The sequence below is a fragment of the Spirillospora sp. NPDC052269 genome (genome assembly GCF_040679435.1).
Taxonomy (GTDB): domain Bacteria; phylum Actinomycetota; class Actinomycetes; order Streptosporangiales; family Streptosporangiaceae; genus Spirillospora.
On record NZ_JBFAUU010000022.1, the window covers coordinates 108,404 to 123,763 of the forward strand.

General features: G+C 72.2%; 14 protein-coding genes. 4 read left to right on the forward strand and 10 right to left on the reverse strand.

Annotated elements, in window-relative coordinates; translation table 11 throughout:
* Positions 1-639: 639 nt before the first annotated feature.
* On the reverse strand, positions 640-885 hold the full coding sequence (locus tag AB0L06_RS36765; protein WP_500235812.1) for a DUF2630 family protein: 246 nt from the start codon (positions 883-885) through the stop codon (positions 640-642).
* Between the two features lie 94 nt (positions 886-979).
* Entirely contained in the window at positions 980-1,684 is a 705-nt protein-coding gene (locus AB0L06_RS36770; RefSeq protein WP_500235813.1) for a histone H1-like repetitive region-containing protein, read from the reverse strand.
* Between AB0L06_RS36770 and AB0L06_RS36775 the strand changes: the two genes are divergently transcribed.
* Complete coding sequence (locus tag AB0L06_RS36775; RefSeq protein WP_500235814.1) at positions 1,665-2,207, forward strand: hypothetical protein; 543 nt, start codon at positions 1,665-1,667, stop codon at positions 2,205-2,207. The genes AB0L06_RS36770 and AB0L06_RS36775 overlap by 20 nt on opposite strands.
* Positions 2,208-2,290: 83 nt before the next feature.
* Here the strand turns inward: AB0L06_RS36775 and AB0L06_RS36780 are convergent, their stop codons facing one another.
* From AB0L06_RS36780 to AB0L06_RS36800, 5 genes are all read right to left on the reverse strand, one after another.
* On the reverse strand, positions 2,291-3,145 hold the full coding sequence (locus AB0L06_RS36780; protein ID WP_500235815.1) for an aldehyde dehydrogenase family protein: 855 nt from the start codon (positions 3,143-3,145) through the stop codon (positions 2,291-2,293).
* Positions 3,138-4,568 (reverse strand): aldehyde dehydrogenase family protein, encoded by a 1,431-nt coding sequence (locus AB0L06_RS36785; protein ID WP_500235816.1) that lies wholly within the window; start codon positions 4,566-4,568, stop codon positions 3,138-3,140. The genes AB0L06_RS36780 and AB0L06_RS36785 overlap by 8 nt, the downstream gene beginning before the upstream one ends.
* Before the next feature lie 2 nt (positions 4,569-4,570).
* Positions 4,571-5,485: a deoxyribose-phosphate aldolase gene (gene deoC / locus AB0L06_RS36790; protein WP_500235863.1), complete on the reverse strand. Its 915-nt coding sequence runs from the start codon at positions 5,483-5,485 to the stop codon at positions 4,571-4,573.
* Positions 5,486-5,551: 66 nt separating this feature from the next.
* On the reverse strand, positions 5,552-6,664 hold the full coding sequence (locus AB0L06_RS36795; RefSeq protein WP_500235817.1) for a hypothetical protein: 1,113 nt from the start codon (positions 6,662-6,664) through the stop codon (positions 5,552-5,554).
* A 44-nt stretch (positions 6,665-6,708) separates the two neighbouring features.
* Positions 6,709-7,191 carry a SigE family RNA polymerase sigma factor gene (locus tag AB0L06_RS36800; protein WP_500235818.1) on the reverse strand — a complete coding sequence of 161 codons (483 nt, stop codon included), beginning with the start codon at positions 7,189-7,191 and terminating at the stop codon, positions 6,709-6,711.
* Between the two features lie 86 nt (positions 7,192-7,277).
* On the opposite strand from AB0L06_RS36800, the gene AB0L06_RS36805 reads away from it, so the two are divergent.
* Positions 7,278-8,036: an inositol monophosphatase family protein gene (locus AB0L06_RS36805; protein WP_500235819.1), complete on the forward strand. Its 759-nt coding sequence runs from the start codon at positions 7,278-7,280 to the stop codon at positions 8,034-8,036.
* A gap of 44 nt (positions 8,037-8,080) precedes the next feature.
* Here AB0L06_RS36805 and AB0L06_RS36810 read toward each other — a convergent pair whose 3' ends face one another.
* From AB0L06_RS36810 to AB0L06_RS36820, 3 genes are all read right to left on the reverse strand, one after another.
* Positions 8,081-8,308 (reverse strand): hypothetical protein, encoded by a 228-nt coding sequence (locus AB0L06_RS36810; protein WP_500235820.1) that lies wholly within the window; start codon positions 8,306-8,308, stop codon positions 8,081-8,083.
* Positions 8,305-9,228: an RpnC/YadD family protein gene (locus AB0L06_RS36815; RefSeq protein ID WP_500235821.1), complete on the reverse strand. Its 924-nt coding sequence runs from the start codon at positions 9,226-9,228 to the stop codon at positions 8,305-8,307. The genes AB0L06_RS36810 and AB0L06_RS36815 overlap by 4 nt, the downstream gene beginning before the upstream one ends.
* A gap of 168 nt (positions 9,229-9,396) precedes the next feature.
* Positions 9,397-11,172, reverse strand: coding sequence for an LLM class flavin-dependent oxidoreductase (locus tag AB0L06_RS36820; protein WP_500235822.1), 1,776 nt, complete (start codon positions 11,170-11,172; stop codon positions 9,397-9,399).
* Positions 11,173-11,291: 119 nt separating this feature from the next.
* Here AB0L06_RS36820 and AB0L06_RS36825 point away from each other — a divergent pair, with 119 nt between their 5' ends.
* Together AB0L06_RS36825 and AB0L06_RS36830 are read left to right on the forward strand one after the other, a co-directional pair.
* Complete coding sequence (locus AB0L06_RS36825; protein ID WP_500235823.1) at positions 11,292-12,332, forward strand: CaiB/BaiF CoA transferase family protein; 1,041 nt, start codon at positions 11,292-11,294, stop codon at positions 12,330-12,332.
* A gap of 43 nt (positions 12,333-12,375) precedes the next feature.
* On the forward strand, positions 12,376-15,270 hold the full coding sequence (locus tag AB0L06_RS36830; protein ID WP_500235824.1) for an ATP-binding protein: 2,895 nt from the start codon (positions 12,376-12,378) through the stop codon (positions 15,268-15,270).
* Positions 15,271-15,360: the final 90 nt, after the last annotated feature.

Sequence of the window (15,360 nt, forward strand, 5' to 3'; positions counted from 1 at the left end):
CCGTCAGAGCAGGCACGCAGCCAGCCCGCCCCTGCCGCCCAACGGGGCGCAGGGCAGAAGGCGCAGGGCAGAAGGCGCGGGCACGCGGGGCGCGGGTACGCCGGGCGCGGGTACGCCGGGCGCGGGTGCGGGTGCGGGTACGCGGGGCGCGGGTACGCCGGGCGCGGGACGCGGGTACGCGGGGCGCGGGTGCGCTGGGCGCGGGTGCGCTGGGCGCGGGACGCGGGACGCGGGTACGCGGGGCGCGGGTACGCGGGGCGCGGGTACGCGGGGCGCGGGTGCGCGGGGCGCGGGTGCACCGGGCGCGGGACGCGGGTGCACCGGGCGCGGGACGCGGGTACGCCGGGCGCGGGTGCGCCGGGCGCGGGTGCGCCGGGCGCGGGACGCGGGTACGCGGGGCGCGGGACGCGGGTACGCCGGGCGCGGGTGCGCCGGGCGTGGGACGCGGGTTTGTGGGGAACTTGGGGCGTGGGTTTGTGGGGGGCTGTTGGGTGGGTGAGGGAGGGGTGGGGCGCCTCCGGCGGGGCTTGTGGCCTCTTGGGAGTGGCATGGCCCTGCCGGGGCGGAGCCCGTGGGGGGCGTCACCGCTGCGGGCTCAGAGGCCGCGGGTGCGCCTGGGTGGGTGTGGTGGAGGCGGGGTTACTGGAGGTAGCCCTCGACCTCGCTGGCGGGGCGGGCGGCGGCCTCGTCCGGGTTGTCGCCGGCGTCGCGGCGGGCGCGGCGCTGGCGGAGCAGGTCCCAGCACTGGTCGAGGATGACCTCGACGGCGCGCAGGCGCTGCTGCTCCTGCGCCTGCGAGAGCTCGCCCTTCTGGAGCTTGGCGCGCAGTTCGGCCTCTTCGGCCACGTACTCGTCGATGCGCGACAGGATCTGCTTGTCGTTCATGCGTCCTCCGTTGGCTCGTCCACTCACCGGCCGAGCCCCGACCCGCGTTTCGGACGCGGGGCAGGGCTCTGCACCGTCGAGGATCCCACCTCCGTCAACCGCCGTGGGACGTCCGGGTCATCCCGGACAGGACGCCGCCGTTCGGCGACGAGGCACCCGAGGCCATCGCGTGGGTCTTCGGGTCGACCAGGGCAGAGGACGAGGCGGCGGACACCGCGCCGTTCGACGCGGCCCTGGCCGGTGTGGCCGTACGGCGCGCGGCGGTCCGCCGGGTGGTCGTGCGGGTCGTGCGTGGACGCGTCGACGCGGTCGTCTTCCTGGCCGCCGTCTTGCGCGTGGCGGTCTTCTTCGCCGTGGCGCGTTTGGCCGGGGCGCGTTTCGCCGCCGTCCGCTTGGCCGGCGCCCGTTTGGCGGTGGTCGCCCGCTTCGCCGTCGCCCGTTTGGCCGTCGCCCGCTTGGCCGTGGTCCGCTTGGCCGCCGTCTTCGTGGCGCTCGCCCGCTTCGCCGTCGCCTTCTTGGCGGTGGTCTTGCGCGCGGTCGCCTTCTTGGCGGTGGTCTTGCGGGCCGTGGCCTTCTTGGCCGTGGCCTTCCTGGCGGTCGTCTTCCTGGCCGCCGTCTTGCGCGTGGCGGCCTTCTTGGCCGTCGTCTTGCGGGCGGTGGCCTTCTTCCGGGTGGCCGCCGCCTTGCGGGCGGTGGTCCCGGCGGTGGCGCGAGCGCTGCTCACGGCCTTGGCGGCGGCGTTCATCGCCTTGGCGGCGTCCGCCATCGCCTTGGTCGCCGTGGTCATCGCCTTGGTCATCGCCGTCATGGCCCGTACCGAGGCGTTCGCCTTGGTCGCCACCGACTTCATCTTGGTGGCGGCGGACTTGGCCTGTGTCGCCGCGGTCGTCGCCTTCTTGGCGGCGGCCGCCGAGCCACGGGACGACGCCGCGGCGACGGTGCGACGCGCCGTGGTCGCCCGCTTCGCCGCGGTCGACGCGCGTTTCGCCGTCGTCTTCCGGGCCGCGGTCTTCCGCGCCGTGGTCGTCCGCTTAGCCGCGGTCGTCCGCTTCGCCGTCGTCCGTTTGGTGGCGGACGCGCGCCGCGTGCCGGTCGCCTTCTTGGCTGCCGTGCCCCGCGACGCGGTCGCCCGCTTCGCCGTCGATTTCCTGGCCGTCCCGGCACGTGCCGAGACCGTGGACCGCGACGCCGTCGACTTCACGGCTGCGCTGGTCCGTTTGGACGCCGCCCTGCGGGCGGTCGTGGCCTTCCCTGTCGTTTTTCTCGCGCGCCCGGCCGTGCTTCGGCTCGTCGTGCGCGATGCGGTCCTGGTAGGCACCTGATCTACCCCCCGTGCATGATCAGCTACGGAGAGATCTATTCCACACTTCGCGACGATCTACACACCGGACGCGCGAAACGGACGTTACACACCCACCGGATGCCACACCGTCTTGGTCTCCAGGAACGCCGTCATCCGGTCGGTACCGGGCTCCGCGGACCAGTCGCCGGCGCCCGGACGCAGCACGCGCTTGAGGTTGTCGGCGGCGGCCTTCTCGAGGTCTGTGACCGCGTCGTCCGGCGCGCCCGCGAGGTCGATCGCGTTCACGTCCATGTGGGACGCCAGCCACGGCGCGAGCTCGGCCCGCCGTCCGGTCAGCAGGTTCACCACGCCGCCCGGCAGGTCGGACGTGGCGAGCACCTCCGCGAGCGTGATCGCGGGCAGCGGCGCCGGCTCGGACGCGACGACGACCGCCGTGTTGCCCGTGACGATCGCGGGCGCGACCACCGAGACCAGGCCGAGCAGCGCGCTGTCCGGCGCGACGATCCCGACGACGCCGGACGGCTCGGGCGTGGACAGGTTGAAGAACGGCCCGGCGACCGGGTTCGCGTTCCCGACGACCGCGCCGATCTTGTCCGCCCAGCCCGCGTACCAGACCCAGCGGTCGATCGCCGCGTCCACCTCGGCCGAGGCGGCGGTCTTGGCAGCCCCTCCGGCGCGCAGCTCGTCCACGAACTGCGTCCGGCGGCCCTCCAGCATCTCCGCGACCCTGTAGAGGATCTGGCCGCGGTTGTACGGCGTCCGGGACGACCAGCCGCCGAACGCCTTGCGCGCCGCGACCACGGCGTCCCGGACGTCCTTGCGGGACGCCTGCGACGCGTTGGCGAGGAACCGCCCCTTGGCGTCGTTCACCACGTACGACCGTCCGGACTCCGAGCGGGGGAACGCGCCCCCGATGTACAGCTTGTAGGTCTTGCGAACAGTCAGCCGCTCAGACATCGAGGTACGCCTCCAGGCCGTGCCGTCCGCCCTCGCGGCCGAAACCGGACTCCTTGTAGCCGCCGAACGGCGACGCCGGGTCGAACTTGTTGAAGGTGTTGGCCCACACGACGCCCGCACGCAGCCGCTCGGCCGCCCACAGGATGCGCGAGCCCTTCTCCGTCCAGACGCCCGCCGACAGCCCGTACGGCGTGTTGTTGGCCTTCTCGATGGCCTCGTCCGGCGTGCGGAAGGTCAGCGTGGACAGCACCGGGCCGAAGATCTCCTCGCGCGCGATGCGGTGCGACTGCGCGACGCCGGTGAACACCGTCGGCGCGAACCAGAACCCGCGCTGCGGCAGCTCGCACGGCGGGGACCAGCGCTCGGCGCCCTCGCTCTCGCCGCTGTCGGCCAGCTCCCGGATCTTGGCGAGCTGCTCGCCGCTGTTGATCGCGCCGATGTCGGTGTTCTTGTCCAGCGGGTCGCCGACGCGCAGCGTGGCCATCCGCCGCTTCAGCCGGTCGAGCAGCTCGTCCGCGACCGACTCCTGGACGAGCAGCCGCGACCCGGCGCAGCACACGTGGCCCTGGTTGAAGAAGATCGCGTTGACGATGCCCTCGACGGCCTGGTCGAGCGGCGCGTCGTCGAACACGATGTTCGCCGCCTTGCCGCCGAGCTCCAGCGACAGCCGCTTGCGGGTGCCCGCGACGGCCCGCGCGATCTCCTTGCCCACCTCGGTGGACCCGGTGAACGCGACCTTGTCGATCCCGTCGTGCCCGACCAGCAGGCGGCCGGTCTCCCCCGCGCCGGTGACGATGTTGACCACGCCGTTCGGCAGCTCCGCCTGCTGGCAGATCTCGGCGAACAGCAGGGCCGTCAGCGGGGTCGTCTCGGCGGGCTTCAGGACGACCGTGTTGCCCGTGGCGAGCGCCGGGGCGATCTTCCAGGCCAGCATCATCAGCGGGAAGTTCCACGGGATGACCTGGCCCGCGACGCCCAGGGACCTCGGGTTCGGGCCGAATCCCGCGTGGCCGAGCTTGTCGGCCCAGCCCGCGTAGTAGAAGAAGTGCGCCGCGACCAGCGGAATGTCCACGTCGCGCGACTCGCGGATCGGCTTGCCGTTGTCGATCGACTCCAGGACGGCCAGCTCCCGCGACCGCTCCTGGATGATCCGGGCGATCCGGTAGAGGTACTTGGCGCGCTCGCGGCCCGGCATCGGGCCCCAGACCTTCTCGTGGGCCCGGCGGGCGGCGGCCACGGCACGGTCGACGTCCTCGGCCGCGGCCACCGCGATCTCGGCCAGCGGCTCCTCGTTGGACGGGTCGACCGTCTTGATCGGCTCGCCGTGGCCCTCGGTGAACTCGCCGTCCACGAACAGCCCGTAGGAGGGCCGGATGTCCACCACGCTCCGCGACTCGGGAGCCGGCGCGTACTCGAAGTCCATCGTCAGTCCAGGGTGAAGTGGTCGGGACCGGAGTAGACCCCGGTGGCGAGCTTGCGGCGCTGCATCAGCAGGTCGTTGAGCAGGCTGGACGCGCCGAGCCGGAACAGGTCCGGGGTCAGCCAGTCGGGTCCGGCGACCTCGTTGACCATGACCAGGTACTTGATCGCGTCCTTGGTGGTGCGGATGCCGCCCGCGGGCTTCACCCCGACCGTCCGCCCGGTGGCGTCGCGGAAGTCGCGCACGGCCTCCAGCATGATCATCGTGACCGGCAGGGTCGCGGCCGGGGAGATCTTGCCCGTGGACGTCTTGATGAAGTCGGCCCCGGCCCGCATCGCCAGCCAGGACGCGCGGCGCACGTTGTCGTAGGTGCGCAGCTCACCGGTCTCGAGGATGACCTTCAGGTGCGCGTCGCCGCACGCCCGCTTGGTCTCGACGATCTCCTCGTGGACCTTGAGGTAGTCGCCCGCCAGGAACGCGCCCCGGTCGATCACCATGTCGATCTCGGACGCCCCGGCCGCGACGGCCGCCCGCGTGTCCGCGAGCTTGGCCTCCATGGGGGCGCGTCCGGCCGGGAACGCCGTGGCCACCGAGGCCACCCCGATCCCGGAGCCCTTGAGGGCGTCCACCGCGACCTCGACGAGGTCGGAGTACACGCACACGGCTCCGACCTGCGGCGCGTCCGGCTGCGCCGGATCCGGCCGGAGGGCCTTGGCGCACAGCGCCCGGACCTTCCCGGCCGTGTCCGCGCCCTCCAGGGTGGTCAGGTCCACCATGGAGATCGCCAGGTCGATCGCGCTGGCCTTGGCCGTCGTCTTGATCGACCGCGCACCGAGGCGCGCGGCCCGCTCGTCCGCCCCGACCTGGTCGACGCCGGGCAGTCCGTGCAGGAACCCCCGCAACTCGACCCCGGTGGGCATAGTCTCCGTTGACACCACCCCAGGATCACGCACGGAGCCCACCGGCACAAACCGGACCCTTGATCATCACCCCAGCGGCGTCGTCGTCCACTTCGCCTGGTCATCCCCCAGGTACGCGATCCGGTCGAACACCGCACGCGAGCCGCCCTGTGCCGCCAGCGCCTTGAGCGACCAGCCGCGCAGCTCGATCTGGACGTCGTAGCCGAGCCAGCCGTACACGGTGAGCATGTCGACCTGCTTCCCGGTGGCCCGATCCGTCACGATCCGCTGGAACGCCGGGCGCCCGCCGACCTTCGTGTTGGGGGTCACCCGAACACCCTTGCCGTTCGAGCCGACCCACACCGGACGGAGCGGGCTCTCCGGTGTGAGGGAGACCGAGAACCCGTCACCGTCGAGGGTTCCGCGTTCGGGGGCGAGCGCGAACTCCACGCCCTGCCCTGGGGACGGCGTGTCCCTCCCGCGTGGCGCCGGACTCGTCCCGATCCACGCGCGGGCGACCCGCATCCCGGCCGGGACGCCGCCGATCCGCACCGGGAACGCCGCGGCCTGCCCCGTCCCGAACCGCACGTTCTCGGCGATCCGCCGAACGGTCGCCTCCGTGGCCACGTCCTTGTCGACGACCACGAGCTCGGCCCAGCGCCCGTCGGCGTACTGCCACCGGAACTCGGCCGGCACCTGGTCCGAACCGTCCGCGCCCGGCTTGATCACCCAGAAGGCCGGCCGTCCGCGGACGGGCGCGGTCGCCGTCCTGTGCCCGGGCCGCCCGCCCGGCAGGTTCGGCACGGCGGGCTCCGCGCCCCGTGTCAGCTGCAGGTTCATCCCCCCGCCTTGCATCCCCGGCCGCGCCGCCGTGGCCGTGAAGCCGTCGGCGTCCCGGGAGACCCGAAGCACCGTGTAGCCGGACGGCAGCCAGCCGAACACCGCCTCCTTCTCGAGCACCGGCCCGTACGCCTGCGGGCTCGCCAGCACCGTCGCCCGCTGCCGATGCCCGTCGCCTTCCGGGACCGCCAGCACACCCGCGATCGCGACCGCCAGCGCCGTCCCGGCCGCGGCCGCGACATGCCGCCTGCGCCTGATCCGCCGCCCCTTCTCCCTGGCGGCGCTCGGGCTCACCCCGGGCGCGCCCACCGGACGCGGCGTCGCGGCGATCTCGTCCAGCCGTTCCCTCAGCTCGTTCATGCCGGTGTCTCCCTGCGCTCGTTCACGTCCACCTCCGGGACGGTTCATGTCCGCGTCCCCTCCAGCGACCGGCGCAGGGCGGCCAGCCCGCGCGCCGTGTGACTCTTGACCGTCCCGCCCGAGCAACCGAGCGCTTCGGCCGTCTGCTCGACCGACAGATCGCAGTAGAACCGCAGGACCACCGCCGCCCGCTGCTGCGCGGGCAGGGCCCGCAGCGCGTCCCGGAGGTCCATGGACACGTCCGGGTCGTCCGGCCGTCTCGCGGCGTCCGGGACGTCCTCCACGGGCCGGACGCGCCGCCACCACGATCCGCGCTGCTCGGCCAGGTACACGCGCACGAGGACGGTCCGCGCGTACCCGTCGAGATTCCGGCTGGCCTCGGCCTTCCGCCAGTGCAGGTACAGCCGCGTGACGGCGGTCTGCACCAGGTCGTCCGCCCTGTGCCAGTCCTGGCAGAGCAGGTAGGCGACCCGCTGAAGCCACCCCATGCGCGCGGTCACGTACGCGACGAACTCGTCATCCGGCATGTGCCCGCCTCAACCTCGTCAGCCTCACGCACCCTTGATGCGTCCGGACGGCCGCCCGGTTGTCACGCGTGCCAGGGTTGTCCGGCATGACCGATCTCGCCGTGGCGCTCAGCCTTGCCGATCTGGCCGACGACATCACCCTGCGCCACTTCCGCAGGGCCGACCTCGCCGTCCGGACGAAACCCGACCGCAGCCCGGTCACCGAGGCCGACACCGAAACCGAGCAGGCCCTGCGCGCCCTTCTCGCCCGGCGTCGTCCCGCCGATTCCGTCCTGGGCGAGGAGGAGGGCGGCACGCAGGGCTCCCGGTGCTGGCTGCTCGACCCCGTCGACCACACCGCCAACTTCGCCCGCGGCATCCCCGTCTTCGCCACGCTGATCGCCCTCGTCGAGGACGGCGAGCCGACCGTGGGCGTCGTCAGCGCGCCCGCCCTGGGGCACCGCTGGTGGGCGTCCCGGGGCGCCGGAGCCTTCGCCGACGGCGTGCCCGCCCACGTCTCGCCCGTGAACGACCTCGCGGACGCGAGCCTCTCCTTCGCCGCCCTGGACCGCTGGGATGACCGCGACCTGCTCCCCGAGATCGCCGACCTGTCCCGTCAGGCCCGCCACACCTGGGGCTCAGGCGGTTTCTGGTCCCAGATGCTCGTCGCCGAAGGCCGTCTGGACGCCGCCCTCGACCCCTGGGGCATGCCCTGGGACCTGGCCGCCCCGAAGATCATCGTCGAGGAGGCGGGCGGCCGCCTGACCGACCTCTCCGGCGACCCGCGCATCGACCGGGACGCCGCCCTGGTCAGCAACGGCTCCCTGCACGAACAACTCGTGAAGGCACTCGCACCACGCCCCTGACGGCAATGGGCGTGCCGCATCCCTGCGCCACGCCCACCCGTCCGTCACCGGAGCAGGTCGTCCGGTGTTCCGACCGTGCCGGCGCGCATCAGCCAGTCCCGGAGCCGCTCCGGATCCGTGCACGCCAGAATCTGTTCGCAGAGGTCGGTGGACGCCGTCAGCCCGCGGCCCTGCAGGACGAGGAGAACACCCTCGGCCTGCCCTTCGTTTCGGCCGTCACGGACTCCCCTTGCACGCGCCTCGGACGCGTACCGGAAGACGTTCGCCGTCACCCGAAGACGTCCTCCTCAGTGGAGGCCGTGATCGCCCGCAGCAGCCAGTCGTGCAGAACGTCCGGGTCAGTGCACTCGTGCACCCTCTCCCGCGCCTTGTCGGACACCGCGACCCCGCGCTCCTCCAGCACCACCAGCAGCGCCTCGCCCTGCCCCTGAGCGCGGCCCTCCGCACGCCCTTCGGTGCGGCCCTCCGCACGCCCTTCGGCCCGGCCCTCCGCACGCCCTTCGGTGCGGCCCTCCTCGCGGAGGACGGAGACGTAGCTGGGGTTGTAGGTCTTCACGAACTGCCTCCAAAGCTCCTGGGTCTCGCCGACGAGACCGGCTTCGACGAACTCGTTCAGGTCCCTCTGCGTCGAGTCCCTCACCTCACTGAGGACCAGGGCCAGCGGCTCCAGTATCTCATCCGGGTTCGGAGAGTGACTGTGGACGAGGGCGGAGAGGACCCCGAAGACATGGTCCTCACGAAGGTCCTCCAGCCCGGTCAGGCGGGGGACGTTGTGGGGCCCGAAGACCGCCACGCGGACGATCATGCTCGTCCAGCCGTCGACGCCGATGACGATCGGCTTCTCGAACCGCAGCGCGTCGTCGGCGTCGTGGGTGATGACGACGAGCAGCACGTCGCACTCGTACTTGTCGTGGACGAAGGCGACGTAGTACGGCCAACGGCTCTGCTTGATCTTCTTGTCGTCGAGCTGCGCCTCGAAGATCAGCGCGATGTCGCCGCCGTCGGTGCGCAGCCTGACCAGGGAGTCGACGCGCCGCTCGACGGCCTCGATGGTGGTGAGGTCGACGTTGAGGATCTCGGCGCCCTGGACGGGGGGAAGGGACAGCCCGTGGACGCGCTCGAGTGCCCGCTCGAGGGCGTCGGGGTTGTCGCGCGCTATCTGGTGCAGCGCTTCATGTCTCGGTGTGACCATGACTCGAAGCTACGTTCCGCGCACATTCGACCACGGATAATCACGTCTTATGGCTTCAAGTGATCAGACCGGCCGTCCCTTCGAGCGATATGGCGGGTAGGTATTCGCGTTCGTCTCCCCTATGGGCGAGGACTAGTTTTGTGTCGGCAAGCTGTCGTGCCTACAGGTTCAGTACGGGGACGGCCCTCCGAACATTTCGCTTAGGCGAGGGGCCAACTCGAACTCGCCTCGGATTTTGAGGCGTCCGTCCATCAGAAGGCTGGCGGGGTTGGCGTCACCGACCAGAATGCGCAGAAAGTCGGAAGTGGACGCCGTGAGGGTGAGCGCGGGACCACGGGACGGACCGGGCCGGGCGTGGGCGCGCTCACCGGTGATCGTCATCGTCCAGGTGGTCGCGGAGCCGTCGGCGGCGGTCAGGCGGAAGTCGATGTCGCCCGTGAAACCGCCCGCCATGGACGGGTCGTACGCGCGGGCCATGCCGCCGAAGAAGGCGCGTTGGACGCGCGGCCCGAAGCGACGCTCGATGGTCTCGTCCGAGGCGTCGTGGACGACCCGGAACAGCCCCCTCCGGACGCGCTGCCGAGCCTCGTTCCGGACGTCCGCCACCGTCGGACGGCGCAGGCGCGGCCCCCGATGCGCGCGAGCCACTTCGGCGGCCTCGTCCATCCGGTAGCCGACCGGCAGCGAACGGGCGGGCCTGCGGCGCTCCAAAGCGCGCTCCACCGCAGGTGCCAATCGCGCGGCCTTCTCCGCCTCGCGCTCCTCACGCCCCTCGACGAAGCGCGGCAGAACGGATTTCCCGAACAGCTCGAGAGCTTCACAGATGTGCTCGTGCTTGTTCGTTCCGGCCTGGAGAACAAAGCCGATCTGATCCACGCCCACGTTCTCGTACCGCCGAATGAGGTCGGCCACCTGATCTGGTGTTCCGATCGCTCCGCGCAGCGAGCCGACGTTCACCCGGAGCGCCTGGGAATCGGCGGTGATCTGCTCTCGGTCGAAACCTTGGGCGGCCCTACGCTGTTCGAACGCCTCCCACACGTTCGTGCGCCCAGGGTCGTGCGGGGTCGTCCCGTAGTAGTGCGCCAGGGCGAACCCGAAGAAATGCGCGCCATCGATACCGCGATCGATCGCCGTCGCCTCGTCCTCGTGCAGCATCATGGGCAGAACAACGCACACATTGGGATTCACGGCGAAACCCGCCGGAACACACTCGTCCGATTCGATGACGCGGTAGTACTCGTCCACCCACTTGGCGGCGTCCTCGGGCTCGACGAACGAGAACGAGAGCGCGCCGATGCCGTTCCGGGCGGCGAACTCGATGGTCTCGCGCCGCGAACACGCCACCCACAGCGGCGGATGCGGCTTCTGCACGGGCTTCGGGATCACATTGCGCGGCGGCATCCGCAGATGCGGCGAGTTCCAGCCCGCGAACGGCTCCTCCACGAACATGCGGGTGACGGCGTCGATCGCGTCCTGCCACTGCGCCCGCTTCTCGCCGCGCCGGATCCCGAATCCGCCCAGCTCGGCGCTGGAGGACGACTCGCCCGTCCCGAACTCGACACGCCCGTTCGACACCAGGTCGAGGGTGGCGATCCGCTCGGCGGTCCGCGCCGGGTGGTTGACCCCGGGCGGCAGCTGGACGATCCCGTGCCCGAGCCGGATCCGCTTCGTCCGCTGCGACGCCGCCGCGAGGAAGACCTCGGGCGCGGACGAGTGGCTGTACTCCTCGAGGAAGTGGTGTTCCACCTCCCAGATCACGTCGAACCCGACCCGGTCCGCGATCTCGATCTGCTCGAGCGCGTCCTGGTAGAGCCGCTGCTCCCGCCCGTCGTCCCACGGCCTCGGCAACTGGTGTTCGTAGAAGAGCGAGAATCGGATCTCCACCACCTCCACCGTCCCGACCAGGCAGAACAGCCCGGCGAACACGAACCACCCCAGCGTCACCCCGCACGGACTCCCCGTCAACACCCACTCATGAAACAAGCGCTCGCTTGACCTGCTGCCACACCAGCGGGACGGTGGCGTCGTCACCCACGGGAGTCAACCCACGGAAGAGGTGAGCCATGGGGCTGCTGGACGGGCTGCGAGTGCTTGATCTGACGGCGTGGCGGCCGGGCCCTTACGCGTCGCAGCTGCTGGCGCAGTTCGGGGCGGACGTCATCAAGGTGGAGCCGCCCGGCGGGGAACCGATGCGGGCGTTCCGGTCACATTTCGACCTGCTGAACCAGCACAAGCGAAGCATGGTGCTGGATCTCAAAACGGAGGCCGGACGGACTCGATGCCTTGAACTCGCCGCAGGAGCCGAGGTGTTCGTCGAAGGCTTCCGGCCCGGCGTGGCGGAACGACTCGGCGTCGGACACACGGACGTCCGGAAAACGAATCCGGCACTCGTGTACTGCTCGCTGTCCGGCTACGGAGCCGAAGGCCCTCTGGCGGACGTCCCGGGCCACGACCTGAACTACCGGGCGTATGCCGGGGCCCTGCCCCCGGACGCGACCTCACCCGCAGCAGACGAACTACCCATAGCCGACATGGCGGCGGCGACGATGGCGGCGTTCGCGATCGCGGCGGCGGTCCTCCACGCCCGGACGACCGGAATCGGCGAGCGGATCGACCTGGGGATGGCGGACGTCCTCGCCAACTGGGTCGCGACCGTCCCGGAGGTCGCGAACAGAACGCACCAAGCAGGACCGGTCGCCGGATACGGCGTGTACCGGACGGCCGACGACCGCCAGATCACGCTCGGCGTGGTCTCCGAGGACCGGCTCTGGACGGCCGTATGCCGCGCCCTCGACCTGCCCGGCCTCGCCCACCTCCCCTTCGCCGAGCGACTCGGGCGAGTCGGCGACCTGGACGAGGCGGTAGCCGGAGCCATCAGGGAACTGAACGCGGACGAAGCACTGCGCCGCCTGAGCGCCGAGGGCGCGCCCGTGGCGCCGGCGCTCGGAAGGGCGGAGATGATGGCGCATCCGCACTTCGCCGCACGCGGCGTCGTCGTGGACGGCACGGTCGGCAGCCCGGTCCGGACGACGGTGTCGCCCCCGCTCCCACCTGGTCCGGTACCGGATCTGGACGCGCACCGCGGCCAGTCCTGGGATGCCTGAAAAGGTGGAGAAAGTCCGGAAAACGGCTGGCATGCTGGGAGCCGTGAGCACACACGGGACGTCCCCCATCATGGTCGGCCGGGCGGGGCAGCTCGACCTGCTGACCGAGGCCCTGGCCGCCGCGCCCGGCGCGGTGCTGGTGGGCGGTGAGGCGGGGCTCGGCAAGTCCCGGCTGATCCGCGAGTTCGGCGCGGCCGTCAAGGACGACGCGCGCCTGCTGGTCGGCGGCTGCCTGGAGCTCGGCTCGGACGGCCTGCCGTTCGCGCCGTTCACGACCGTGCTGCGCGGGCTCGTCCGGGACGTCGGCGTGGACGGCGTGGCCGAGCTGCTGCCGCGCGGCGCGACGTCCGGGCTGGCGCGGCTCCTGCCGGAGTTCGGCGAGCCGGAGTCGGACGCGGCGTCCGGCGAGGAGCGGGCCCGGCTGTTCGAGACGATGCTGACGCTGCTGGAGCACCTCGCCGAGCGGTCCCCGGTCGTGCTGGTGATCGAGGACGCGCACTGGGCCGACCGGTCCACCCGCGACCTGCTGTCGTTCCTGGTGCGCAACGTCGGGTCGGCGCCGCTGCTGATCGTGGTGACCTACCGGTCGGACGAGCTGCACCGCTCCCATCCGCTGCGCCCGCTGCTCGCCGAGCTCGGCCGGGTGGAGCGCGTCCGGCGGCTGGACCTGCCCCGACTGTCCCGGGACGAGGTGGGCGAGCTGGTCGCCGACATCCTCGGCCGCACCCCCGACCACGAGCTGATCGACACCGTGCAGTCCCGCAGCGAGGGGAACCCGCTGTTCGTGGAGACGCTGGTCGGCTGCGACGGGCAGCTGGTGAGCGAGCTGCCGGAGACCCTGCGCGACCTGCTGCTCGCCGGGGTCGAGCGGCTTCCGGAGGAGACCCAGGAGGCGCTGCGCGACGCGAGCGGCGGCGGCACCCGGATCGACCACCGGCTGCTCGCGGCCGTGTCCAGGCTGGACGACGCGGGGCTGACCCGGGTGCTGCGTCCGGCGGTCGCCGCGAACGTCCTGGAGGTGGACGGCGACGGGTACGCGTTCCGGCACGCGCTGATCCGCGAGGCCGTCCACGACGACCTGCTGCCCGGCGAGCACACCCGCCTGCACACCCGGTACGCCGAGGCGCTGGAGAACGACCCGGACCTGGTCCCCGCCGACCGGATCTGGCACGAGCTGAGCCACCACTGGTACGCCGCGCACGACGCGCTGTGGGCGCTCGTCGCGTCCTGGCGGGCGGCCGGCGAGGCCAGCCGCCGCGTCGCGTACGCCGAGGGCCTGGACATGCTCGCCCGCGTCCTCGAACTCTGGGACCGCGTGCCGGACGCGGCCGACCGCATCGGCGCGACTCAGATCGAGGTGTTCGAGCAGGCCGTCCTGATCGCCGAGAGCGCCGGGGAGCTCGACCGGGGCGTGAAGTACGCCACCGGCGCCCTGCGCATGCTCCCGGACGTCCCGGAGAACGCCTTCCGCCGCGCCGGGCTGCTGGAACGCCGCGGCCGCATGCTGTCCGACCAGACGCTTCCCGAGGCCGTCGACGACCTGCGCGAGGCCGTCCGGCTGCTGCCCGCGGACCGTCCGACCTCGCAGCGCGCGCGGGCGCTGAACACGCTCGCGTCGGTCGGCCGCCTGCTGCAGAACTCCGACGAGCCCCGGCGCGCCGCGCACGCGGCCCTCGCGATCGGACGCGACATCAACGACCGGCAGGCCGAGGTGGAGGCGCTGCTCGCCCTGTCCTGTCTGGACTTCGACTACGGCGCGGGCTACAGCCGGCGGGAACCGACCGAGCGGCTTCTGCAGGAGACGTGGCGCCTCGCCGACGAGGAGGACGACGATCGGCTGCGGCTGCGCGTCGCGGTCAACCGGTCGCACTTCCTGGAGGGTTCCGGACAGCACGCCGAGGCCGTCGAGGTCGCCCACGAGGGGGTGCAGAAGGCCCAGGTCGCCGGGGTCGCCCGCACCCACGGCGCGTTCCTGGCCATCAACCAGGCCGAGCCGCTGGTCTCGCTCGGCCGCTGGGACGAGGCGGACGTGCTGCTCCGCCGCACCATCGACCAGCGCCCGCCGCGCAAGATCCGCACCTCGCTGTTCGCGCTGGCCGGGGAGATCGCGACCGCCCGCGGCGACCTCGACCACGCGGTGCGGATGCTCGCCCATGCCCGTGAGGTGACCTGGCCGAAGGTGCAGGACCTGTTCGCCACCCGCCGCCTGGAGGCGGCCCTCCGGCTCGCTCAGGGCCGTCCGGACGCGGCGCTCGTCGCCGTCGAACCCGTCCTCGGCGATCCCAACAAGTCACTCCCGGACGATTCGCGCTACGCCTGGCCCGTCCTCGTGCACGCCGCGACGGCCTGTGCCGAGCTCGGCGGATCCCCCGATTTCGAACGTGTGGAGAAGCGCGCGCAGGCCACGCTCGTGTTGGGGGCTCTCCAGGGGGCGTGGAAGCGCACCTACGACGCGACCGCCGCGCGCGCACGAGGCGACCTCGACGTCACGGCCTGGGACGAGGCCGCCTCAGCTTGGAAGGCACTGGCGAACCCCTACCAGGAGGCCCTGGCGCTCGCCTGGGCCGGACAGGCCGCCCTGCACGCCGGAGACCGGAACGCCGCCCGCGACCGCCTCACCCGCGCGACCGACCTCGCCCGTGACCTCCGCGCCGTCCCGCTGCTGGACCGGCTGTCCGGACTGTCCCAGCGGGCCCGGCTCGGTCCCCAGGCCGACCCGGCCGTCGCGCCGTTCGGCCTCACCCCGCGCGAGTTCGAGGTCCTGCGCCTGGTCGCCGAGGGCCGGAGCAACCGCGAGATCGCCGAGGCGCTGTTCATCTCCGCGAAGACGGCGAGCGTGCACGTCTCCAACATCCTGGCCAAGCTGGAGGTCGCGAGCCGGGGCGAGGCCGCCGCCACGGCGCACCGCCTCTCCCTCTTCACCCCCGCCGCCCACTGACGGGCGTTTCCCTGCCAAACCCCCGCATACGAACAGGACCCGGCCCCCAAGGGAGCCGGGTCCTGTTCGTCGAAAGCGTTGCCTACTCGG

Excerpts from the sequence above, each read along its gene's own strand:
- AB0L06_RS36815 (WP_500235821.1), bottom strand. The coding sequence starts at position 9,228 with ATGGTCACACCGAGACATGAAGCGCTGCACCAGATAGCGCGCGACAAC.
- AB0L06_RS36770 (WP_500235813.1), bottom strand. The coding sequence starts at position 1,684 with ATGACCAAGGCGATGACCACGGCGACCAAGGCGATGGCGGACGCCGCC.
- AB0L06_RS36765 (WP_500235812.1), bottom strand. The coding sequence starts at position 885 with ATGAACGACAAGCAGATCCTGTCGCGCATCGACGAGTACGTGGCCGAA.
- AB0L06_RS36800 (WP_500235818.1), bottom strand. The coding sequence starts at position 7,191 with ATGCCGGATGACGAGTTCGTCGCGTACGTGACCGCGCGCATGGGGTGG.
- AB0L06_RS36795 (WP_500235817.1), bottom strand. The coding sequence starts at position 6,664 with ATGAACGAGCTGAGGGAACGGCTGGACGAGATCGCCGCGACGCCGCGT.
- deoC (WP_500235863.1), bottom strand. The coding sequence starts at position 5,485 with ATGCCCACCGGGGTCGAGTTGCGGGGGTTCCTGCACGGACTGCCCGGC.
- AB0L06_RS36785 (WP_500235816.1), bottom strand. The coding sequence starts at position 4,568 with ATGGACTTCGAGTACGCGCCGGCTCCCGAGTCGCGGAGCGTGGTGGAC.
- AB0L06_RS36780 (WP_500235815.1), bottom strand. The coding sequence starts at position 3,145 with ATGTCTGAGCGGCTGACTGTTCGCAAGACCTACAAGCTGTACATCGGG.
- AB0L06_RS36825 (WP_500235823.1), top strand. The coding sequence starts at position 11,292 with ATGGGGCTGCTGGACGGGCTGCGAGTGCTTGATCTGACGGCGTGGCGG.
- AB0L06_RS36805 (WP_500235819.1), top strand. The coding sequence starts at position 7,278 with ATGACCGATCTCGCCGTGGCGCTCAGCCTTGCCGATCTGGCCGACGAC.